25 protein-coding genes are annotated in these 22,571 nt (G+C 62.3%); 14 read left to right on the plus strand and 11 right to left on the minus strand.

What is annotated here, in order from left to right:
* Nucleotides 1–1,485: hypothetical protein (locus SH809_03425; protein ID MDZ4698736.1), on the plus strand; the 1,485-nt coding region annotated here is incomplete at its 5' end.
* Between the two features lie 7 nt (nt 1,486–1,492).
* On the opposite strand, the gene SH809_03430 is transcribed toward SH809_03425, so the two are convergent.
* Genes SH809_03430 through SH809_03445 form a run of 4 tightly spaced genes read right to left on the minus strand, consistent with a single transcriptional unit; the run spans nt 1,493 to nt 2,882 of the window.
* Nucleotides 1,493–1,837 (minus strand): hypothetical protein, encoded by a 345-nt coding sequence (locus tag SH809_03430; protein MDZ4698737.1) that lies wholly within the window; start codon nt 1,835–1,837, stop codon nt 1,493–1,495.
* 19 nt (nt 1,838–1,856) lie between these two features.
* Nucleotides 1,857–2,204, minus strand: coding sequence for a hypothetical protein (locus SH809_03435; protein ID MDZ4698738.1), 348 nt, complete (start codon nt 2,202–2,204; stop codon nt 1,857–1,859).
* Nucleotides 2,205–2,229: 25 nt separating this feature from the next.
* A complete protein-coding gene (locus tag SH809_03440) occupies nt 2,230–2,508 on the minus strand; it encodes a hypothetical protein (GenBank protein MDZ4698739.1) in 279 nt (92 codons plus the stop codon).
* 53 nt (nt 2,509–2,561) lie between these two features.
* Nucleotides 2,562–2,882 (minus strand): hypothetical protein, encoded by a 321-nt coding sequence (locus tag SH809_03445; protein MDZ4698740.1) that lies wholly within the window; start codon nt 2,880–2,882, stop codon nt 2,562–2,564.
* A gap of 299 nt (nt 2,883–3,181) precedes the next feature.
* Between SH809_03445 and SH809_03450 the strand changes: the two genes are divergently transcribed.
* The gene (locus SH809_03450; GenBank protein MDZ4698741.1) at nt 3,182–3,712 is read left to right on the plus strand and encodes a hypothetical protein; all 531 of its coding nucleotides are present in this window, start codon (nt 3,182–3,184) and stop codon (nt 3,710–3,712) included.
* 12 nt (nt 3,713–3,724) lie between these two features.
* On the opposite strand, the gene SH809_03455 is transcribed toward SH809_03450, so the two are convergent.
* Both SH809_03455 and SH809_03460 read right to left on the minus strand, forming a co-directional pair.
* Nucleotides 3,725–4,327, minus strand: coding sequence for a hypothetical protein (locus tag SH809_03455; GenBank protein ID MDZ4698742.1), 603 nt, complete (start codon nt 4,325–4,327; stop codon nt 3,725–3,727).
* 13 nt (nt 4,328–4,340) lie between these two features.
* Entirely contained in the window at nt 4,341–5,501 is a 1,161-nt protein-coding gene (locus SH809_03460; GenBank protein ID MDZ4698743.1) for a DNA double-strand break repair nuclease NurA, read from the minus strand.
* 89 nt (nt 5,502–5,590) lie between these two features.
* On the opposite strand from SH809_03460, the gene SH809_03465 reads away from it, so the two are divergent.
* The 3 genes from SH809_03465 to SH809_03475 all read left to right on the plus strand — a co-directional run bounded on the left by SH809_03465 (nt 5,591) and on the right by SH809_03475 (nt 7,851).
* Nucleotides 5,591–6,739: a coproporphyrinogen III oxidase family protein gene (locus tag SH809_03465; protein MDZ4698744.1), complete on the plus strand. Its 1,149-nt coding sequence runs from the start codon at nt 5,591–5,593 to the stop codon at nt 6,737–6,739.
* Between the two features lie 16 nt (nt 6,740–6,755).
* Entirely contained in the window at nt 6,756–7,265 is a 510-nt protein-coding gene (locus tag SH809_03470) for a DUF192 domain-containing protein (protein ID MDZ4698745.1), read from the plus strand.
* 91 nt (nt 7,266–7,356) lie between these two features.
* Entirely contained in the window at nt 7,357–7,851 is a 495-nt protein-coding gene (locus SH809_03475; protein MDZ4698746.1) for a DUF192 domain-containing protein, read from the plus strand.
* A gap of 216 nt (nt 7,852–8,067) precedes the next feature.
* Here SH809_03475 and SH809_03480 read toward each other — a convergent pair whose 3' ends face one another.
* Both SH809_03480 and SH809_03485 read right to left on the minus strand, forming a co-directional pair.
* Nucleotides 8,068–9,231, minus strand: coding sequence for a hypothetical protein (locus SH809_03480; protein ID MDZ4698747.1), 1,164 nt, complete (start codon nt 9,229–9,231; stop codon nt 8,068–8,070).
* Nucleotides 9,232–9,523: 292 nt separating this feature from the next.
* Entirely contained in the window at nt 9,524–11,080 is a 1,557-nt protein-coding gene (locus tag SH809_03485) for a hypothetical protein (protein MDZ4698748.1), read from the minus strand.
* 429 nt (nt 11,081–11,509) lie between these two features.
* Between SH809_03485 and SH809_03490 the strand changes: the two genes are divergently transcribed.
* Both SH809_03490 and SH809_03495 read left to right on the plus strand, forming a co-directional pair.
* Nucleotides 11,510–12,865, plus strand: coding sequence for an FAD-dependent oxidoreductase (locus SH809_03490; protein ID MDZ4698749.1), 1,356 nt, complete (start codon nt 11,510–11,512; stop codon nt 12,863–12,865).
* Between the two features lie 66 nt (nt 12,866–12,931).
* Nucleotides 12,932–13,672: a DUF547 domain-containing protein gene (locus SH809_03495; protein ID MDZ4698750.1), complete on the plus strand. Its 741-nt coding sequence runs from the start codon at nt 12,932–12,934 to the stop codon at nt 13,670–13,672.
* A gap of 192 nt (nt 13,673–13,864) precedes the next feature.
* Here SH809_03495 and SH809_03500 read toward each other — a convergent pair whose 3' ends face one another.
* From SH809_03500 to SH809_03510, 3 genes are all read right to left on the minus strand, one after another.
* Nucleotides 13,865–14,152 carry a hypothetical protein gene (locus SH809_03500; GenBank protein MDZ4698751.1) on the minus strand — a complete coding sequence of 96 codons (288 nt, stop codon included), beginning with the start codon at nt 14,150–14,152 and terminating at the stop codon, nt 13,865–13,867.
* Nucleotides 14,149–14,487, minus strand: coding sequence for a thioredoxin (gene trxA, locus SH809_03505; protein MDZ4698752.1), 339 nt, complete (start codon nt 14,485–14,487; stop codon nt 14,149–14,151). Before trxA ends, SH809_03500 begins: the two co-directional genes overlap by 4 nt.
* Before the next feature lie 183 nt (nt 14,488–14,670).
* Entirely contained in the window at nt 14,671–15,003 is a 333-nt protein-coding gene (locus SH809_03510) for an iron-sulfur cluster assembly accessory protein (GenBank protein ID MDZ4698753.1), read from the minus strand.
* A gap of 281 nt (nt 15,004–15,284) precedes the next feature.
* Between SH809_03510 and sufB the strand changes: the two genes are divergently transcribed.
* The 7 genes from sufB to SH809_03545 all read left to right on the plus strand — a co-directional run bounded on the left by sufB (nt 15,285) and on the right by SH809_03545 (nt 22,556).
* The gene (sufB, locus tag SH809_03515; GenBank protein MDZ4698754.1) at nt 15,285–16,751 is read left to right on the plus strand and encodes a Fe-S cluster assembly protein SufB; all 1,467 of its coding nucleotides are present in this window, start codon (nt 15,285–15,287) and stop codon (nt 16,749–16,751) included.
* Between the two features lie 62 nt (nt 16,752–16,813).
* Nucleotides 16,814–17,569, plus strand: coding sequence for a Fe-S cluster assembly ATPase SufC (gene sufC, locus SH809_03520; protein MDZ4698755.1), 756 nt, complete (start codon nt 16,814–16,816; stop codon nt 17,567–17,569).
* Between the two features lie 39 nt (nt 17,570–17,608).
* Nucleotides 17,609–18,940, plus strand: a complete 1,332-nt coding sequence (gene sufD / locus SH809_03525) for a Fe-S cluster assembly protein SufD (GenBank protein MDZ4698756.1) — start codon at nt 17,609–17,611, stop codon at nt 18,938–18,940.
* A gap of 14 nt (nt 18,941–18,954) precedes the next feature.
* Entirely contained in the window at nt 18,955–20,208 is a 1,254-nt protein-coding gene (locus SH809_03530; GenBank protein ID MDZ4698757.1) for a cysteine desulfurase, read from the plus strand.
* Nucleotides 20,209–20,216: 8 nt separating this feature from the next.
* Nucleotides 20,217–20,654 carry a SufE family protein gene (locus SH809_03535; protein MDZ4698758.1) on the plus strand — a complete coding sequence of 146 codons (438 nt, stop codon included), beginning with the start codon at nt 20,217–20,219 and terminating at the stop codon, nt 20,652–20,654.
* 8 nt (nt 20,655–20,662) lie between these two features.
* Entirely contained in the window at nt 20,663–21,073 is a 411-nt protein-coding gene (locus SH809_03540; protein MDZ4698759.1) for an SUF system Fe-S cluster assembly protein, read from the plus strand.
* A 1-nt stretch (nt 21,074) separates the two neighbouring features.
* Nucleotides 21,075–22,556: a sigma 54-interacting transcriptional regulator gene (locus SH809_03545; protein ID MDZ4698760.1), complete on the plus strand. Its 1,482-nt coding sequence runs from the start codon at nt 21,075–21,077 to the stop codon at nt 22,554–22,556.
* Nucleotides 22,557–22,571 lie beyond the last annotated feature (15 nt).

Genomic DNA, 22,571 nt, shown 5'->3' on the forward strand with positions numbered 1-22,571 from the left:
CAGCGTCTTCTCCTCGCCGCCGATCCAGCGCTGGACGACCTCGACGGCCACTTTGTCGCCCTCCGATGGGATGCCTCGGAGCCCGCCGGCGCCATCTCCGCCTTCACCGACGCCCTCGGGCTCCGCACCCTCTACCGCGCGGCCGTGGGCTCGACGCTCTACCTCGCCACGCGCCTGGACACTATGGCGGCGCTGACCGACCGCCGCGCGCTCGATGACGCCGCGTTCGGCGCCCACTGGTTGCTCGTGAATCAGCTCTCCCAACACGCCTTGCTGGCCGGCGTCGAACGCCTCGGAGCCGGCGGGACCCTGCGCTGGAAGGCCGGCGCCCTTTCCGTCACCGATCGCCCCTGGTCGCCGCCGGATTCACCGCCCGATCCAACGGCCTTCGAGAAACGACTGACGGCGCTGGTCCTCCCGGAAGACCCTCCCGGTCGCACCCTCTCGCTCGGACTTTCGGGTGGCCTGGACTCCCGCCTGCTGCTCGCCCTGCGCACCCGCCGGCGTCCCGTGCACGTGCACACCTTCGGCGATGCGGACCACCGCGACGCCGCGATGGCGCGGCGGCTCGCCGGCGCGTTATCGACCCCGATCGATGTCATCGCTCCCCCTTTCCCAGACCCCGACACGTGCACGCGCCTCTTGCGTGACCACATGGCGTCCACCCACGCGGTTTCACCGGCGTCGTCCGTGCTGGGGTTGCAGTCGTTCGGAATCCTGCACGACCGGGGACGCTGGATGATCGATGGCGGCTTTGGGGAGGTCGCGCGCCAGCAATACCTCAACCGGTTGCGTCTGCGCGGGCGGGACGCGGTGTCCCGGCGGGACCCGGACCGGATCGCCCCCTTCCTGCGACTCCATCGGGTGGATGTGTTTTCGGAGGAGCTGCGCGTGCGGCTGCGTGCGGGCGTTCGCCGCGAAATCGACGCCGCGACACAGGCACTGCCGCCGGCCCTGTGCATCGACGACGCCATAGACCTGCTCGCTATCCGGGCGCGGTTGCCCAACTTCTTCGGCTACGAACAGAACCGGCTGGACGGACACATCCTGAACTACATGCCGTTCGCGCAGCCGTCACTGCTTCGTGCGTTGTTTGCCACGCCCATCGAGCGCCGCCGGCACGGGAGGCTGTTCCGAGAATTGATTCGAACGCATCAACCGGTGCTGGCTCAATTTCCCCTCATCAAGGGAGCGCACAGCTACCCGTTTGCGCTCCCACCACTGCCGGCGTATCTGTGGACGGAAATGGGCCGGTGGCTGCGGCCCGAGACGTCTGCATCCATCCGTACGCGCGTGCTCCGCCACCTGGAAACGGTGATACGGGAGCGCGTCCGGACCCAGGAAGTTCGGGAGGATGGGCGCTATGACTATTCGGCTCTTCTGGAACTGATCGACGGCTATTACGAGGGCCGGCACGCCCGAGCCGCCGAACTTGACTGGTGGCTGGCGCTCGACGCGTGGTGGCAGAGCCTGCGGGCGGGCTGACGAAGGGTCAGGCGCGGGAGCGTTTGCGTGTCGCGGGCAGGGCGTCCTCTGCGGGAAGGGGGTCGTCCGCCGGCAGATCCAGGCGGCCGGCGTTTAGCCTGGGCGTCTTTTGTGGAGGGATCTCCAGGCGCTCTTCGATGGCCTCGAGACGTTCGGACAGCTTGGTGGTACCCTGTCGGACCGCTTTTTCGAGGAGCCGCTCCAGTTCACTCGCCGTCATCGAATCGGCCGCGCTCCCGCTAGGAAGTGTGCCCTGGCGCATCTTCATGAACTCCAGCACCATCTTCACGATTCCCGAAAACGTCCCGGCAAGGATGGAAACCACGATGATGATAAAAATTTCCTCGGGCATGGGCGTACGGGAAACGGATTCAGGTGACCGAGCGGCGACCGCGGCTGGAGGCCAGTGTGCCGGCGAGGTCCTGCGGCTGCTCGGGCTCGTCGAGCAACAGCGTTTGAGCCGGGGATGGGAGGCGGGGCGCCGGCGTCGTGAGGCGTCGCTCGAGGCTTTCGATTCGGGCAAGTAACGGCGCGTTGGCCTCTTCGCTTACCCTCATGAGCATTTGCTCCAGCTCACCCGACGTGAGGCTCGCGCCGGAAGGCGTCGTAGCGCTCGAACGGCTGCTGACGTGCGCCATCCAGACCTTGAGCAGCCGGGTGATGATGAAGGTGCTCGCGGAGATGGCGATGACGGACAGGATAAGAATCTCTTCAGGCATAGATCTATACGGTTTGAAGCCTGCCTCAGGCCGAGTGCGGCGATGCAGGTGGCAGGGTGCGGCGGACTACGAGTTCTTCCTCCAACTCGTCGATCCGCTGGCGAAGCGGCTGGTTGGCGTGTTCGACCGCCTGTTCAATGAGCTGGCGCAGTTCACTCGTCGTGAGGCTATCCCCCGAGGCACTGCCGGCCGGCAACTCGGGTCGCTGCCGGTTCGATAGCTTCCAACGGGCGTGATCGATGCTCATCTTGGTCATGGCGAGCAACGTGCCGAATACGATGGCGACGATAAAGACGGGTTCCATGTAACGAGACGAACGCGAAGTGATGAAGGGGGGTTGGTTATCGAGGGCCGGCCTCAGCGGGCGCGGAGCCGGGGACGAGGCGCCGGTTGCTCCTCCTCGTCTTCCTGCTCGCTGAACGAATCGAGAAGCCGCGGAGAGGGCCGTTCAAACGCCTCGGCCGTTTCAGGCGATATCCGGTCCAGGCGTTCCCAGAGGGGCTCGACGGCCTCGTCCACCGCCTGCTGGATGAGTCGCTTGAGTTCACTCTCCGTCAGGGTATTGCCCGAGGACTGGCCGTTCTTGATGCGCAGTTTTTCTTGCTCGTGATCCATGGCCCATTTCACAATGAAGCCCACGAACCCAAAGATGATAAGGAGGATCGGGATGGCAGCCATGCGACAGCGATTCAGGCAAAGGTTAAAAATAGGCTACATGGCGATGTCCAAAATGGTACATCTACGGTAGTATACGGTCCGGGTTACGCAATCTCCACGGAGCGACGGGGAAGCGCCCAAACTTTTCTTATTCTGATCCCGAAACCGATCCGCATGTTTCGGAGATGGGGCACCATTCGTACCTTCCAGCAACTTGCGGGCGGTTCCCGCTTTTAAGGAACCAGTTCCGGCCGGATCGTTGCTGGCGCTTCGGCCTTTTGCCAACGCATCAAATCACGTTTATATAGATCACCCATCGCATGAAGCGAAGCCGTTACGTTGCGTGTATCGCCCTGCTGTTTCTCCTTGTTGCCGTTCTGGCGAATCGGACGGCCCTGGCGCAGGGCACCATTCAGACCCGGTTCGGCATCGGCTTGAACATGGCCATGAGCGTGGACAAGGGGTTTGGACTCGGGTTCCGTGGACGCGTCTCCTCTCCGATCAACAGTGATTTCTCCCTGGCGATCGGGATGGGGTTCACGGGTTTCGTGCTTCGGGGACGGGATGACGCGTCGTTCGTGTTTGATCCCCAGCTCTCGGGGATCATCAACCTCCCATCGACCGCATCCGACGCCGAGATTTACCTCCTCGCCGGGCTCGGCGCCTACGTGCCTCTCTCCCAGAACAGCAATAGCAACGAGAGTGGACCCAGCATCCATTTCGGGATCGGGCGCGTGCAGCTGTTGCAGGAGTCGTCGTTTTTCTATGAGATCAACCCGGCGGTCGTCGTCGGCGCCACGGCGGTACAGTTTATTCTTCCGTTCCGTGTGGGTCTCATTTTCGGCAACTGAACGCGACGGACTTCAGATTCTCCGAAGGATAGCCTGAAGCCGTTCGTGGTCATCCCGATAAAGCCGGCTCAGCACCCGCCCGGCCCGTACGAGCATGGCATGACGATCCATGGGTGGACGCGCAGCGTGGAGGGCGCGCAGGACGGCGGCGATCAGGTCTTCTGCCGGCACGGCCGCGTCGATTCGGGCGGAAAGCGTGCGTAGAAAGTCGAAGGGCGCTCCGATCTGCTGAAGGGTTTCCCGCGACACCGCGTGGACGAAGGCATGGATTGCCGGTGGAAACGGCGGCAGCGTCTGGCGAACCGTGCCGGCGACATCCACATGAGCCACGAGTTGGACGTCGATCGTCGTCCGCAGCAACTCCAACACCTGCGGCATTTCACGCTGGAGCGACTCGGCGTCTCGCCCGAGCGCCACCGCCCGGCGGTTCGGCGCCACGCTTCCGCGCTCCAGATACCCTACCACCCCCAGCGTCACGCCGCCATCGCTCCCCATCGCGGCGACCCAGGCGCCCAGGGCCGGCGCTTCCGCGTCGCGGATGACCTCGGCGGTATAGGCCCCCGTGCTGGCGGCAATCACTTCGGCGAGGCGGGGGGTGTCGAACGTATTGGGCATATCAGCAAATTAATTATACCAGCGGCTGTTGTTTGGACGCGCGTTTCATGGAGCCGGCGGAAACGTGGCCGGCGCGCGCCATCATCCCATCCAGCATCTCATAAAACAGCGCCCTGTCGGCGGTACGGACGACCGCCTGCTCGTGGGCTTCGGACAGGATCATCGGGTACCCCCGCCCCTTCCGACACTCGTCCAGCAACACACTATGCACCAGCGCGACGGTTTCCGGCTGCCGCGCCACCCAGTACGGAAGCTCGACCCGGGCGATCTCTGGCGCGCCGGCGGGCGTTTCGGTCTTCATGTAGAAGAAATGGATCTGGTCGTCGATCGGGTATTCGCGCTGGATATGGGATTGAGAACCAAACAGCGCCGAGCGTTGGCCGGGGGCGAGATGGCGGGCGAAGATCCACTGATCCAGCAGCCCGTCCAGCTGACGCGCGTCCGGGGCCTGTTCGAAGGCCTCCATATAGATGCCGAGCGTGTGGGCGATTTCCGTGTTGGCGGGGAAGCTGATGTACGAGCAGATGGGGATGCCGGCCTCGCGAAACCCCGCCAGTGTATCCGTGAAGCCGGCGATGAGGCGTTGTTCGAGGGCGCGGTTCCGCAGACCACGCAGCATCCAGCGGATGAGCGTGCCGTCCGACACCGCCAGGATCGGCCGGCCGGCCACCTGCGCCTCGCGCGCGGCATCAAGCAATTCAGTGAGTTCGAGTTCGTCCCGCAGGGCAGAAACCACATCCTCGCTCGCCGTCTCGTACCCGTCGCCGGCGAGGTCCGCCACCTCCCGCGCGCGGAACTTGACGTGGGGGTGGGACGCCATCACCGGCGGCTCGAGCGTGCCGTAGTGAAACACGATCCGGCTAACGTTGAGCAGAAAACAGGTCGGCTCCTGGTGGCGATCCGGGTAGATTTGTGATCCGTCCGTCGCCGCGACGGTGACGGCGGGCGGACGCGGGTCGGGGGCGATGGCGGCCGCTGGGTCTCCGGTGAGATGGACGAGCAGCCGGCCGGGCGGCTGGCGGTCGACCACGCCGGCGAGCGCCTCCCAATCCGCCGAGCTCGCGTACAGCACCCCCATGGCGCGCGTCATCCGGGAGACTCGCGCCTCTTCCTCTTCCACCTGAAACCGGTGGTACTCCTGCAGTTGCTCCTGCACGGCCAGCAGATCGAGCATAGGGCTTCCTGTACGTCGGGTAACCAATTTCGGACTCAAAGGTATGACGCGGGGCGCACTCTTGCGCGATCCGTTGCACGCACCCCTTCATGGCCGGCATTTATCTCCATATCCCCCGTTTATCCATCACCGCCGCCGCGCGCGTCGCCCGGCCGGAACGCGGTCCCGTGACCCGTCTCGTCCAGGCCATCACCAACGAGCTGGCCTATTACGGCGAGGCCCTCGCGAAAAACGAAACCATCGAGGCCCTGTATCTTGCCGGCCACCCGGGCGACCTGCTGGATGATGAACTCGGCGCCGTTGTCGAGGCCGTCATCGCGCATTACGACACTGCCGCGATGACCGAATGCACACTCGATGCCGACCCCGAGACGCTCGAACGCGATACGCTGCGCACCTACGAAGCGCTGGGCATCAACCGGCTCCACCTGAAGGTCGGCTCCTTTTTCCGGGACGACCGGACGATGCTCGGGTTGCCGGCCGATGGCGAGCGCGTCCTCCAGGGCATCGAACGCGCCCGGGCGGCCGGCTTCGAGGCCCTGTCTGTCGAGTTTGCATTCGGGATGCCGGATCAGCCCGAGGAATACTGGATGGCCAACCTCCAGCGTGCGCTGACGTTGACGATCCCCCATCTGGTATTCGCCACGCCGGAGGCGGCTGTGGCGGACGATGCCCCGCCGGCGCAGTGGGCCCGCAACCTGAATCTTCCCTTCGCCGACCCCGAGTGGACCTACCGGTACGACACCGGCGCCCGATATCTTCGCGACAATGGATACGAACCGTATCTGCTGACGAGTTTTACCCGGGGCGAGGCCCACAGCCAGTTTCACCAGCTGGTGGCCAACCACGGCCACGTGCTGGGCATCGGGCCGGGGGCGCATTCGTTCTGGTGGCACGGGACGTCGTACACCCGCGCGCACCGATGGGACAATGTGCGTGAGTTTCGGCGGTATACCGATCTGCTCCTGCAGCGGCAACTGCCCGTGAACACCCGCACGACCGTCGACCTGGACACCCTCGGGGAGGAGTTTCTGCTCTTCCAGCTCAGCACCTCCGCCGGCGTTAACTTGCGCCGGCTGGAAACGCAGTACGGGGTCGATGTGTTGACGGAACGGTTGGAGGCCCTCGCCCGCCTCGAAGCCGGCGGCCTCATCGAGCCGATTCGCAACCAGAACCTGCGCCTGACATTGCTCGGTAGAACCCATTGGACCGAAGTGACCGACGCCCTCCTCGCCTGACCCTGTGTTTGTATCCATGACGTCCATCCACCTGAAACGCCGGTTCTTCCTCATCAGCATGATGGCCTTCGGCCTGTTCGCCGGCTGCGGTGGCAGCGACGAACCCGTGATCCAGACCGACATCCCCTTCCGCGCCGACGGGATCCTGGAGGTCTTGCGCCCCGACGGCGGGGTGATCACCACCCTGGTCATCGAGATCGCCGAGGGCGACTCCGCCCGGGCGCGCGGGCTGATGCAGCGCCGGTCGTTGCCGGCGAAGGGGGGGATGTTATTCCTGAGTAATGAAGAGAAAATCCAGTCGTTCTGGATGAAGAATACGCCGCTGCCCCTCGACCTTGTGTTTATCGGGGCGGATTCGTCGGTCGTCAATATCGTCGAGCGCACGTTGCCGTTTTCCGAAAGCACGATTGTATCGACCGCGCCGGCCCAGTACGTGCTCGAGGTGCGCGCCGGCTTCACCGCCCGCAACGGCATCGACAGCACGGCATCCGTGCGCTGGCGGCGCGTCCCTCCCGATCAACGTTAGGGTGTGTCGACAATCAACGAGGCAGGCGTCTTTCCGCCGATTTCGCGCTCTTCCATGCCGAATGTCAACACACCCTAAAGCCCGACACCCGATGAAGCTCTTTTCTTTTGCCGGCCTGCTCCTCCTCGTCGTCGCGTTGGCCGCTGGCTGCGCCCCTTCGGACACCCCGCCCGCCGAGGCGCCGGCGGCGGCCTCCATCCCGTTCCGGAACGACGGTACGGTGAGGTTCACCCGGGGCGAGGAAGAACTGCTCACCATCGCGATTGAAATCGCGGACACCGACTCCGCCATCGTTCGCGGCCTGATGCAGCGCATCTCCCTGCCCGATCTATCCGGGATGTTATTCCTGATGCCGTCCGAAGAACCCCAGAGCTTCTGGATGGCGAACACGCCCCTCGCGCTGGATCTATTTTTCGCCAACACGACCGGTGAGATCGTTTCCATCGCCCGCTACACCCGTCCCCTTTCGCCCGAGCCCGTCCTCTCGAATCTCCCCGCCCGGTTCGTGCTGGAAACGCCGGCCGGATTCGCGGACAGCCATGGGATCATCGAGGGGGATCGAATTGAGTGGGAGCGCCGGGATTGAAGCGATGCGGTACATGCGTGCGCAGCGAAATTGATGCGTTCATTGCTCTCAAGGGCCACTTGAGACGCTCAACTTCTTCTCCTCACAGGCGCCGGAAGCCAAGGGCAGCACGGCCGAGATCCAGAGACTCTTTGCGAAGATGCGAAACCGTCCTCGCCCTGGTTCTCTCTCGAATCCCGCCCGTGCCGCCAATTGGACTACCCGTATCGCGGGGGGTTATTTGATCAGCCCACAGTTCATACACACCTGGAACATGACGCCCTGATCAAGCTTGCCCGCCGTATCGACATATTCCAGAAACGGATTGATTCGGAGCCGGCTCGTCCGTGTGATCGGGATGGATAACGAACCGAGGAGCGTACCGCCGATTGGATGACTTCCGTCGGACAACGACCGGTCTTCGAAACGCCACACGTTGGTGACGCCGAAGCGCAGGAAGGCATGCGCGAACAGCTCTACGCTGTTCAGCACATTAAACACGGCAAATGTGTTCTGCTCGGGCACGTTTGGGTTATTAAAGCCCATATTGACCTGGTTGACGAGCTTCCAGGACTCGCGCCCCTTTACGATCCAATTCGCTCCGATACGCCCAACAAAAGGCATCGCGCCCGTGAACCGATGGAGCCGACCGATCGCCGCAAACACGCCAAATTCGTTGCGGTAAAACGTCGGCGTCCCTACGTGAGCCGTGCCCAGCCAGCTTCCTCGGTACTTGATGGCGTGGTCGACGGTCAAGTCCTGCCCTTCCGCCATGTTGCCGCTGAGCAGCGGCCCCGACAGGAAGCCGCCAGCCGTCGCCGCCACTTCGATGTCGAGTAAAGGCGAGAGGCCGGTCCGCAGCATGATCCCCGTATCCGTTCCAAGCCCGATATCGGTCCCGGACTGGTTTGGCAGGAAGCTCATATTGCCATCGATACGCGGGTTATGGCCGAAGGGGATCGACTGGTGACCGACACGGAATTGCGTCCGGTCCCATTTCGTGCTGAAATTCACCCACGTGTTATCCAGCCGCAACGACAGTCCCACATCCTGCCAGTTTTCATTCGAAATGGGGCTCGCCTGGACGAAGAACTTGGCATTCCACGCGTTTGGCATGATATGCCGTGTGTAGCCGGTCTGAATGCGCCGTTCCATTCGACTAAAGAGTTCGAAGGAGACCTGGGTTGCAGGGCCGCGGCTCGAAAATCCCCTGTACGATTTATCGTCGATCTGGGAGCCCGGTTCTTTCGTGTCGCTCCCCGCATGGAGATTACCCTGGATATACAAGAACGTCCGTTGCGGTTTTTGATATCGAGTACGGAATTCCTGGGCGTTCGCTGGCATCAGCTGGGCGCCGATCATCAGGAGGACCAGGGCAAGGATATAGTTGCAGTACTTCATGATCGTGTTGGAAATCTGAATGACTAGAAAAAAAGCGTGCATGGGCCGAGCCGGGCGAAAGGCGCTCCTCCGCTTGCAGGAGGAGCGCCTTTTCGGTGGAAGACCCGGTTTGGAACAAGCGACGGGAGGACGTACATCGGCGGCGCTTAACGTAGGGACACGATGTATCGTGTCCGTACATGGGCGGCGCTTAACGTAGGGACACGATGTATCGTGTCCGTACATGGGCGGCGCTTAACGTAGGGACACGATGTATCGTGTCCCTACATGGGCGGCGCTTAACGTCGACGTGTTAGTAGGTGTAGAGATTCCGGCGGACGCGAATCCGGTCCGTCATCTCGTTCGTCAGCTTTACTTTAGCCACCCACACGGGGGTGATGCGTTCGTAAGAAACGAGGTAAATCTCGAGGATGTTATTGTCGAAATCATCCCATCCGATATACACCATTTCGACGCCGAGATCGATGTTGTTCTCGAAGAGGCCCGTTTCTTTGTTCGTGAAGAACATGTAGGGCTTCAGCCGATCTGGAATCGTGTCACTATCGTATTCGATCGTATTCATGACCGGCGAATGCCGTCGGCTAATCGGGTACGGATTCACCCCGAAGCGCAGCGAGGCGTAACTCTGCTCGTTCAGTAGCGCCAGGTCGAGGTTGCCAAAGGTGAGTTTGTAGGGTACTTCAGCGCCGTCAATCTCGATTTCCACGTAACAGTCCGAATCGGGCTGGTCGATGCTGCTGACCCGTATCTCATTCAGCCGGTCGGTGAACCAGTAGTTGTATACCTTAGGCTGCTCCGGGTTGTAGTAGCCCCGATCCATGAATTGCGCGAGATAGACGGGCGCCTTGATCAGGTCCGCATACGTCGCGTAGTTATCGCGATTCATGAACAGGTTCAGGCCGAATTTGTAATATTGCTCGCCGATCGGCTCAACCAGCGGTCGGTTCGACTTGTAGCCGAGTTCGACGATTTTGGCCCGATGCGTTTTTCCCAGGGTCCGGAACTCATTGAAGTCGATCTGCGAAGTCTTGGCTTTCTCCGCGAGCGCCATGTAGTCGAGTGCGATACGAGGATCGAACTCAAACCCGGGGTTCTTCATGGCCAGCATCAATTGATACAGGTCGGGATGCATGTAGAACCAGCTGTGGCCGAGAATGCGGTTCTGGTCCAGGTAGGTGTCGCTGTCGAGCCGCTGTTCGAAGTCGCTATAATCCTCGGACGTGAGGATGAATTCCCACTTGCCGGGGTCGAGGCAGTTATTAAAAATGCCCACGCGATAGGCGCGACCCAGCGCGTCTCGAAGTGCCGGCGTTTCATCCTTTCCCGAGGCGACTACGGCGAATTCGCTGTGTTCGTGGCGAAACGTGACGCCTGTTCGCTCATACTCCTCGAGCAGATATTCCGCGTACTGGGCGCTTCCCTTTGTGTCAATCCGCGGGAGAAGCCGCATGATGTCGACTTCCGGCACTCGGATTTGATTGCCCAATTCGTCGGTGAACGTAAAATCGACGACCACCTGCCCGGGCGCCATCCTCTCGCGCAGCGTCATTTGCACGCGGTCGAAATGGAGGCCCGGCTGATCGGATAACCTGAACGCATCGATTTCGCCGGGATCGAACGCGTACGTAAGCCGCGGATCGACCATATCGATCTTGATCACGCCCTGGTGCTGGGCGAAAAGGGCCGCGATTTCCGAGGGGGGCGGCGCCAGGCCCGCCTCGCCCTGTGGTGTCGTCCACCGGTGGGTATAACACCCCCCGCTCACCGTCGCCAGCGCCAGAAGGAGCGCGAGAACCCGGAGTCGGCTGGGATGGGGGATGAATGTGGCTAGTAGCTTGCTGCTGATCATTGGTTATTCTCGTTTCGAGGATCCGATTGACCCTCTTTAGGGTGGCCATGCTGCCTGTTCCGTCGGCAGGAGACGGCTTGGAGGGGGATGTGGAGTGCCGTCCAACCAGAGAACTTCGGACAGGGCGCGTGGAAGAGGGGCGATCATAACATACTCGTTGAGGACCGTGCTTGTCTATCACATGACTATGCGGGCACGGTGCCTAAAAGTGCCCTATTGCGCTCCTTTCGGCCATCCCCCGCCCGGATGTGACTCCGCCGTAGACTGCTTATATAAAGCGCGGGCTGCTTATCGACCCCAATAGCCGCCTATCCATCACATACGAGCCAAACATCCCTCACATATGCATGTGATCGCCGTAAAATTATTTTTTTTATTAGGCGATTCCCCGTAATTGCAACGACTATGTCGCCAAATACGGGCGAACACATGGATTCAATCAAAAAGCGGGTAGTCATCATCGGAAACGGGGTTGCCGGCGTGACCGCCGCGCGGTTCATCCGGAAGTGGAGCGACCATGTCATTACCATAATTTCCTCGGAGACCGATTATTTCTTCTCGCGGCCGGCCCTCATGTACATCTTTATGGGTCACCTGCGTATGGAGGATACCCGGCCGTATGCGAACGATTTCTGGCAGAAGAATCGGATCGATCTCCTGCGGGATCACGTGGTAGCCATCGATACGGAAGCGCGGTTGCTGGCCCTTGAAAGCGACGGCTCTATTTCGTACGACGTGCTGATCGTGGCAACGGGCTCCGTCTCGAAGTTTTTTGGTTGGCCAGGTCAGCAGCTTCGTGGCGTTCAAGGGCTTTATGGACTTCCCGATCTCGAACGGATGGAGGACACTACGCGCGGTATCGAACGAGCCGTCGTGGTAGGCGGTAGCCTGATCGGCATTGAACTGGCGGAGATGCTTCATGCGCGCCGCATACCGGTCTCGTTCCTGGTTCGCGAGAAGAGTTACATGGATATGTTGTTGCCGGCGGAAGAATCGGAGATGATCAATCGAGAGATACGCGCGCATCATATCGATCTTCGACTCGAAACCGAACTCAAGGAAGTGTCTGGCGACGCCAGCGATCGTGTTCGAGGCGTAACAACGGGCGCGGGCGAGGAGATACCCTGCCAGTTTGTCGGCCTGGCCACGGGTGTGACGCCAAACATAGCCGTCGCACGGGGATCGCCGATCGCCTGCCAGCGCGGCATTCTGGTGGACGAATTTCTGGAGACCAATGTACCGGGCGTCTACGCTATCGGGGATTGCGCGGAGTTCCGGAGGGATGGCCTCGGGTACCGCCGCATCGACCAGCTCTGGTACACGGGTCGGCACCAGGGTAGAAGCGTTGCGCGCACCGGGTTTTATCCGATCCTGGGCAATCGCGTGTGGTGTCGCTTCGGCTGCCCCATGGCGGCCATTCTCGGCATGCTTCAGAAGTGGTTCTCCCGCTTTCGAATCACGACCAACGGCGGTCAGTGCATTTCGTGCGGGAATTGCTCGACGTATTGCGAGATGGGCATCGACGTCCGCTGGTACGCGCAGCGCGGGCAAAACGTCGTACGATCGTCGTGTGTGGGCTGCGGCATCTGCGCATCCGTCTGCCCCCGAGGCGTGCTCAAATTAGAGAATGGCCCGCTCGATCAGCGATACAACGGTCCGGTGCTAATCCATAACAACCACGTTTCCGTGGTGCACGTCGCCGCGACACGTCCTCCCTCCATTGGCCGGTTTCCACGTGTGCAGGAGGACATCCCGATACTGGGAGACCACGATTGGGAATACTAACAGATCCCCCTACCAGATGCGTTGCAAATGTCTTGAACAAGGCCTGCCTCTAACACACAAACCGCCATGACTCGCGTACTCCTTCTGTTGTCGATCGCGTTGAGTACCCTTTTCGTTCGCCAGGCCACCGCGCAGTCGGTGGAGACGTTCTACGATGAAGTCGATCGTTTCCTGGCGAAGCATGTGCATGATGGCTCTGTCGCCTACCGTCCGATCCAGGCCAAGCCGAACGACCTGGACGCACTGATCGCACTGATCGGAGCCCTTCCCGTCGCGCGACTCGACGATGCCGATCGAAAGGCGGTACTGATTAACGCCTACAACCTGTTCACCATCCAACAGGTGGTGACCCATTACCCGATAGCGTCGCCGCTGGATGTCCTCGACTTCTTCGACCGGCCCGCGTTCACGCTCGAAGGCAAGCGGCTCTCCCTCAATACGCTTGAGAAAACCGAACTCTTCGCGCGGTACCCCGATCCAAGAATGCACTTCGTGCTCGTTTGCGCCGCGGCCGGATGCCCTTCCCTGACCAGTGTCGCCTATCGAGGCGCTACCATCGATGCGCAGCTCGATGTTCGTACCCGGCTGGCGCTCGACGACCCCAAACATATTAAAAATGGGGCCCGCGATGGGGATCTCAATCTATCCGAATTATTCTCCTGGTATCAGGCCGATTTTAGCCGCGAGGGCTCAGTCATCGACTACATCAACCGCTTTCGAACTCATCCCATAGCGCCCACGGCGACGATTTCCTACATCCCGTATGATTGGCGACTGAACGATCTCGGTGGGTCCGACCGGAGATAGTTTTTCCCTATGGTGGCCTTTGACATTGCGCCCTGTTCCGGCACAATGGGCGATCGTTCGACGGCCCCACCTATAGGACTCCCGGCGTCCCGATCCATCCCCACTTAGGGCGCCGCCACAAACACGCTGTACACCCCGCGCACATCCCCTGCGGCGAAGTCGAATGCCCGATCCTCGGGATACTTTTCCTGCTCAAACGCCGGCCATCTGCCGCACCTCCCACCCCGTCGATTGCGCCAGTGCGGCCGCGCGTTGCCCTACGGGTTTACACACCCGCGCAAACGTCTCCGCATCCACCGGCCCGGAACCGATCGTGCCGGCGAGGCCGATCCGCATGGCATCGATCCCGCCGATCTCGATGGCCACGCGGGAGCGCAGGGTATCGGCTGTGATGGATTCGGCGGGCGGCGTGGGGGCGGGCGACTGGCAGGCGACGACGAGCACACTCGCAAGCGCGCCGGCGATGACGAAGCGTTTCATGGTGTGCTGTTGGGTGCAGGCATCGACTCGGCCAGCCAGCGGCGGATGGCGTGTTCGGGGAGGGCACCGACGAACTCGTTCACGACTTCGCCGTCGACGAACAGCTTCACGGCCGGGATGCCGCGGATGCCAAAATGTTGGGCGACTTCCGGGTTGGTGTCCGTGTTGATTTTGACGAGTCGCCAGGCGCCCTGGCTCTCGTGGGCCAGCTTCTCGAGCGTCGGACCCAGGATGCGGCAGGGGCCGCACCAGGGCGCCCAGAAATCGACCAGCACGGGCTTGCGGGCGCTGGCGTCGAGGACTTCCCTCTGGAAGGCGGCGGGTACTGGAGTCATGAATGTAGGGCGGGCGTCCGCCGAACAACGCCGGCGGAGACCCGGATCAATGGATGGCACTCGTTATTTCATATATAACGAAGTGCACAGTGTACCATGCGAGCGGGTGGCGCGTCTGCGCTGAATCCCCGATCCCGGTAGTGGGAGAGCCGACAGGTGTGTCCCCTTTTCGTCAACTCAAGTTTACAACCCGAACGACTCACCACAGGCGCAGGTGCGGGCGGCCTGGGGGTTATTGAAGAAAAAGCCCTTGCCCTCGAGGCCGTCGCTGAAGTCCAGCTCGGTGCCTTCCACATACCGCCAGCTGCGGTGGTCGAGGACTACCTGGAGCGAATCGACATCCACCAGGCGGTCGGTTTCCTGGCGTGTGGTGTCCCAGCCGAGGTCGTACGTGAGCCCCGAGCATCCGCCGGGCACGACGGCGATTCGAAGGAAGGTAGAATCCGGGTCTACGCCCTCTTTTAGTGCAATCTGACGCAATCTCTCGACGGCGCTAGGGGTAATCTGGATATCCATGGCCACCCTTTACAGGTCAATCGGGAAACGCCGGATCAGCTTCGATGCGGCTGCGGTGACTACAGCGCGCACAGGGCATAGTTCCTCGGTTTATCGAGGGCCGTTGTCCGAGGCGTCGGGCGAGTGCGGGCGGAGTCGGCGGTACGAGGAGGCGAGTTTCAGCGTAGGCTGCCGGCTGGTGTGTTTTATCTAATATGGATTTAATCTAAATTGGGAACAGCGGTTCACATGGACCCGTTGTACACGGACGTTGACAACCCGATATAGAACCCGGTATTTCCATGAGCCAGAGCCAGAGCGACACCGAATTTCTGCACGAGGTGGCCCGCGAGGACTACAAATACGGCTTCGTAACGAACATCGAAGCGGAGACGGCGCCGAAAGGCTTGAACGAAGACACCGTCCGATTCATTTCCGCGAAGAAGAACGAGCCGGAGTGGATGCTCGAGTGGCGGCTACGCGCGTTCCGCCACTGGCAGACCCTGCTCCAAAAAGAAGCGTACCCGCGGTGGGCGCATCTGACGTACCCCGAAATCGACTTTCAGAATATCAGCTACTACTCCGCCCCCAACACGCGGCCGAAGTACAACAGCCTGGAGGAAGTCGACCCCGAGCTCCTCAGCACGTTCGAGAAACTGGGTATTTCGCTCCTTGAGCAGAAGCGTCTGGTGGGGGTGGCGGTGGATGTGGTGATGGACAGCGTGTCCATCGCGACCACCTTCAAGGAGCAGCTCGGCGAGCTGGGCATTATCTTCTGTTCGTTCGGGGAAGCCGTCCAGGAGCACCCAGACCTCATCCGCCGCTATATCGGCTCGGTGGTGCCGTATACGGACAATTTCTATGCATCGCTCAACTCGGCGGTATTCTCCGACGGCTCGTTCTGTTACATCCCGAAGGGCGTCCACTGCCCCATGGAGCTATCGACCTATTTCCGCATCAACGAGGCCGGCACGGGGCAGTTCGAGCGGACGCTGATCGTGGCCGAGGAGGGCAGCTACGTGAGTTACCTGGAGGGCTGCACCGCCCCGATGCGCGACGAAAACCAGCTCCACGCCGCCGTCGTCGAGATCGTGGCGATGAAGGACGCCGAGGTCAAGTATTCGACCATCCAGAACTGGTATCCCGGCGACAACAACGGCAAGGGCGGGATCTACAACTTCGTGACCAAGCGCGGCATCTGCGAGGGCGCCAACGCGAAGATCGCCTGGACCCAGCTCGAAACCGGCAGCTCGATCACCTGGAAGTACCCGAGCGTCATCCTGAAGGGGGATCACTCCGTCGGCGAGTTCTACTCGGTCGCCTTCACGAAGGGGCGTCAACAGGCCGACACCGGCACGAAGATGATCCACCTCGGGAAAAACACCCGCAGCACGATCATCTCGAAAGGGATTTCAGCCGGCCGCGCCCAGAACAGCTACCGCGGCCTCGTGAAGATCGGCAAAAACGCCGACGGCGCCCGCAACTTCTCGCAGTGCGACTCGATGTTGCTCAGCTCTACCTGCGGGGCGCACACCTTTCCGTACCTCGAGATCTCCAACCCAACGGCGCAGGTCGAACACGAGGCCACGACATCGAAGGTGGGTGAGGATCAGATTTTCTACTGCAACCAGCGCGGCATCAGCGAGCAGGACGCGATCAAGCTGATTGTAAATGGCTTCTGTAAGGACATCCTGGCCAAGCTGCCCATGGAGTTCGCCGTGGAAGCCCAGAAACTACTGGCCATCGAACTTGAAGGCAGCGTCGGCTGACCCCCCTTAATCCCCCGTTTGCTCCCAACACGCATACCGATCGCGCCATCTCCCAGACTACTATGCTTCAGATAAACAACCTCCACGCTTCGATCGAAGATAAGCCCATTCTGAAGGGCCTCACCCTCACCGTCAACCCCGGCGAAGTGCATGCCATCATGGGCCCGAACGGTTCAGGAAAGAGCACCCTGGCTTCCGTGCTGGCCGGCCGCGATCTCTTCGAAGTCACGGAAGGTTCGATCGACTACCTCGGGCACGACCTGCTGGCGATGGAGCCCGAAGAGCGCGCCCTCGAAGGCATCTTCCTCGCGTTCCAGTACCCCGTCGAACTGCCCGGCGTAAGCATGTCAAACTTCCTGCGCCAGGCCGTGAACGCGCAGCGCGCGTACCGGGGCGAAGAGGCCATCCCGGCGGCTGAATTTATCACGATGATGAAAGAGCGGGCGTCGATGGTCCATATGGATGCCGACCTCCGCCGGCGCGCCGTGAACGAAGGGTTCTCGGGTGGCGAGAAAAAGCGTAATGAAATCTTCCAGATGGCCATGCTCCAGCCAAAGCTGGCGATCCTGGACGAGACGGACTCCGGCCTGGACATCGACGCGCTACGGATCGTCTCCGAGGGGGTCAACCAACTCCGCTCTCCCGATCGCGCTTTCGTGGTGATCACCCACTACCAGCGGCTGCTGAACTACATCGTACCCGATGTGGTGCACGTCCTGCTCGATGGCCGGATCGTAAAAACGGGTGGGAAAGACCTCGCGCTCGAACTCGAAGAAAAAGGATACGACTGGATCAAGGAAGAGACGGCTGTCGCCTGATCCTTCCCCTTCCCGATTCACTGTCGCCCCCGCACGCCCATGAGCACTCCTTCCGACGCTTCCCACCTCCTCGAAAATCGATTTCGGGACCTGTTTAACGCCAACGTGGGCAAGACGCTGAATGGCCATAACGCCGCCATTCGGGACGTCCGCCGCGAGGCGATCGATCATTTTGTCACGCTCGGCTTCCCGGAGCGCCGGGCCGAGCGCTGGAAGTACACCAACATCACCCAGGCGCTGACGCATGCCTTCGCCTTGCGGCTCGAGAACGATCCCGCCGGCGTGACGCGTGCTATGGTGGACAGCCTCGCGATTCCCGGGCTGGACGCCTTTCGGGCCGTCCTGGTCAACGGCCACTTCCAGCCGGCGCTGTCGGACGTGGCGGGCCTTCCGGCCGGCGTGGTGGTGAGCAGCCTGGACGCCGCCGGCCAGGCGCATGCCGACATCCTGAACGCGCACTTCGCCCGCTACGCCAGCCATAGCGACGAGCCGTTTATCGCCCTCAATACGGCGTTTGTCATTGGCGGTCTGTTTGTGCACATCCCCCGGGGCGTCGCCCTGCTGCGGCCGTTGCACATCCTCAACCTGGTCAGCGCCGACACCGATGTATTCATCCAGCCGCGGCTGCTGATCGTCGCCGGCGACCGCGCCTCGGGCGCCATCATCGAGACCCAGCATAGTTTCGCCTCGGCGCGCACGTTTACGAACAGCGTTGCCGAGGTTGCCGTGGGTCGTGAAGCACAATTGACGTATCACACCATCCAGCGGATGCGCGCCGACGACACGCTGTTGACGACTTTCCACGCGTACCAGGAAGCCGGCAGCACCTTCTCGGCCACCACCGCCACGTTTGAAGGCGGCATCGTGCGTAACAACGTCAATGTATTGCCGGACGCCGAGGGGTGCATCTCGCACCTCTATGGCCTCGTGCTCGGCCGCGACAGCATGCACGTGGATAATCACACCCTGGTAGACCACGCGAAGCCCAACGGGTTCAGCAACGAGCTGTACAAACACATTCTGGACGATCAATCCACCGGCGTGTTTAACGGTAAAGTGCTCGTCCGCATCGACGCCCAGAAGACCAACGCCTACCAGTCGAACAAATCCGTTACCCTCACCGACCGCGCCCGGATGTTCTCCAAGCCGGAGCTAGAGATCTACGCCGACGACGTGAAGTGCAGCCACGGGGCGACGACCGGGCAGCTCGACCATGAGGCGCTGTTTTACCTCCGCTCGCGCGGCCTGAGCGAACGCCAGGCCCGGGTGCTGATGCTGACCGCGTTCGCGCGGGATGTCATCGACACGGTGAAGATCGAGCCGCTGCGCGTTTATCTCGATACCGAGATGGAGCGCCTTCTCCACGTCTGAGAACCCCTGAACCCATGCCGGCTTCTCCCGCTACCGTCCGTCCCACCGTCGCCTTCGATGTCGACCGGGTCCGCGAAGACTTCCCCGCGCTGCATCAGCGCGTGAACGGGGCGCCGCTCGCCTACCTGGACAACGCCGCGACGTCGCAAAAGCCGCGCGCCGTCATCGACCGGATGGCCGCCTACTATGCCTCCGAAAACAGCAACGTGCACCGCGGCGTCCACACCCTGAGCCAGCGGGCGACAGACGCGTACGAAGCCGGCCGCGAGCTCGTACAGGGCTTCATCAACGCACGGCACGCCCACGAAATCATCTTCACCCGCGGCACCACGGAGTCGATCAACCTCGTCGCCGCGACGTTTGGCCGAAGCCGGGTCCGCGCCGGCGACAACATCGTCGTCTCAACCCTCGAACACCACTCGAACATCGTCCCGTGGCAGTTTGTGTGTGAGGAAAAAGGGGCGACTCTGCGCGTGGTGCCGGTGTCGGATGCCGGCGTGTTAGATCTGGGCGCCTACGAACGCCTGCTCGACGAGCGGACGCGGATTGTGGCGATCAGCCACATCTCCAACGCCCTCGGGACGATCAACCCCGTGCGCGCACTCATCGCGGCGGCCCATCGACGAGGCATCCCGGTGCTGCTGGATAGCGCCCAGGCTGCTCCCCACGCCGAGCTGGATGTGCAGGCGCTGGATGTCGACTTCTGCGCGTTTTCGGGTCATAAGATGATGGGCCCCACGGGTATCGGGGTGTTGTACGGCAAGGAAGCGCTGCTCGACGCCATGCCGCCGTACCAGGGCGGTGGCGACATGATCGAGTCGGTTTCGTTCGCAAAAACGACCTACAACACGCTCCCGCACAAGTTCGAAGCCGGCACCCCCCACATTGCCGGCGTGATCGGTCTCGGCGCCGCCATCGCCTACCTGGAGGCGATCGGGATGGACGCCATCGCGGCCTACGAGCAGGAGCTGCTTGACTACGCGACCGAGCGGCTGGCCGACATCGACGGGATCCGATTCATCGGTACCGCGCCCGAAAAGGCCGCCGTCGTCTCGTTTCTGATCGGGAATATCCATCCGTACGACACCGGGTCGGTGCTGGATCGGCTGGGGATCGCCGTGCGGACCGGCCACCACTGCACGCAGCCGCTCATGGAGCGGCTCGGCATCCCCGGCACGGCCCGCGCCTCGTTCGCTTTTTACAACACCCGCGAGGAGATCGACCGGCTGCACGCCGGCCTCCTGAAGGTCCGCACCCTGTTCGGATGATGGTGTCCATGACCGAAATCCAACGCCGCGAGCAAGCAATCATCGACGAGTTCGAACTCTTCGATGACTGGATGGGGCGTTACGAGCACCTCATCGACCAGGCGGCGAAGCTGCCGGCTATCGACGAGGCGTTTAAAACCGACGCCTACAAAATCCGCGGCTGCCAGTCGCAGGTGTGGCTGCATGCCGGCCGGCAAAACGGGCAGGTGGTGTACACGGCAGACAGCGATGCCGCGATCACCAAAGGGCTCATCGCCCTGCTGATCCGCGTCTTGTCCAACCTGCCGCCCGGGGAGATCGTGACGGCCGACCTCCGTTTCCTAGACGCGATCGAGATGAAAGAGCATCTATCGCCGACCCGAAAAAACGGGCTCAACGCGATGATCAAACAAATGAAGCTTTACGCGGCCGCCCTTTCCGGCGCCGATCACCCGCATACCGCTTGAGGTACACCATGGAGCCTGAAAAGACCGACGCGCCCGTGAGCGACACCATCAGCGACACCATCAGCGAGACCATCAGCGACGCCATCAGCGACGCCGTCGAGGAGACCGTCAGTAACGAAGTGCTCGAAGACCGCATCCTGGAGGCGATAAAGACAATCTACGATCCCGAGATTCCGGTCAACATTTACGACCTCGGGTTGATCTATGAGATCAAGGTCTTCCCGGACCGGTCCGCGTTTGTCCTGATGACGCTCACCGCGCCCGGATGCCCCGTGGCGGGCAGCCTCCCGCAGGAGGTCGAAAACCGCGTGCGCGATGTCTCGGGGATAACCGATGCACGGGTGCAGCTCACGTTCGACCCGCCCTATACCATGGATATGATGAGTGAAGAGGCCCGCCTCGATCTCGGGTTTATGTGACGTGAAGTTAGCCAGAACCATAGCGATGGCCCGCCGGCTACTCGCCCAGAACCGGGCGGACGATGTGGCGCGTATGCTCGAACCGCTCCTGGAGCCGGCGAATGGATCAGTTGCGCCTGATCCCGAGCAGGCCATCGTGCGGGCGCTGCTGGCGCGGATCGCCCTGCGTCACCGATCGGACCCCCATTTGGCCCAATCCCTCCTCGACCCCGTTGCCCCGGAGCGCGCGCCCGGCCTGGCCCCCGGGCCGGCGGCGGAAGTCGACCTGTGGCTCGCCTGGAGCCAGTTCCTGAGTGATGGCGCGCATCCGTATCGGCGGCTGATGATGATCGATCGCGCGGCGACGTATTTCAAGGACCAGGCGCGGCTCGCCGATCTGGCGTGGGCATTGACCGCCCGCGCCGAGATCTATGAGGCCCTTGGCGAAACCGGTCTCGCTCACCGGGCCCGACAGGAGGCCGGCGCCCTGTTCCAGCAGCTCCCCGAGTACGCCTCGGCCGGCGCTGCGTTGACGAGCCAGACGCCCATCAGCCAGACAAACTGGCCGAGCGCGGTGATGCGGGCCGCAGTGGAGCGCGTCGACCTCCTCGCCACCACCCGGTTGCCCCTGCTCCTTCTGGGCGAACGCGGCAGCGGCAAACGCGCCCTCGCGCGGCACTTTCATCGGGCGAGCGGCGCGACGGGTCCCTTTGTCATCTACCAGCACGACGGGACTTCTCCAGCCTACGCCCTGGCGTTGCTCGAGGAAAAGCGGGGCGAGGCAGCCGGCGGCACCCTGTTTATCGATGAACTGACCGCCGTGCCCCGCGCGGCCCAGGATCGGTTGCTGGCCATGCACGACCTCTCGGCGCCGACTCGCCTCGCCGTGGCCTCCACGCGCCGCCTCGAGGACGCGATCGCCGGCCAGGGCGTGTGCGGCGAATGCCTCGCCCGGCTGGCTGCTGGCGTCGTCCATGTACCGCCGCTTCGCATGCGTCGGGACGATATTCCTGTGCTCGTTGGCGCGCTCCTCCAGGAAATGGCGCCGGCCGGCACGACCGTTGCCTGCCTCACCGATGCCGCTCTCGAAGCCCTGGTGGCGTACCCCTGGCCGGGCAACGTCCGCCAGCTGCGGAACGAACTCGAGCGGATGTTCACCCTGCTACACAGCGAGCCGGCGGCCGTCATCGACCTGACCGACCTGGCCCCCGAGATACGAACGCCCTCCCGGCCGAACCCCGCGGTGACCGGCGCCGGAAGACGCTCCAGCGTGCCGGCCGACGGCCGGCCGGACCCAACGGAGCCGCTCGATGCCCAGCTCGCGTACACCGAGCGACGCGTCATCGAAGGCGTCCTGATCCGGCATCGGGGCCACATCACGGCGGCCGCCGAAGCCCTCGGCCTGACGCGGCAGGGCCTCCACAAAAAGATCAAACGCCTCGGCATCGCGGTCGACGGCCTCTCGGGCGACGCCCCGCCCGATGCTTCGTACGCCACGAATTAACGACCATCCTACCGC

The sequence above is a fragment of the Rhodothermales bacterium genome (assembly GCA_034439735.1).
In the GTDB taxonomy this organism is placed as follows: Bacteria; Bacteroidota; Rhodothermia; order Rhodothermales; family JAHQVL01; genus JAWKNW01.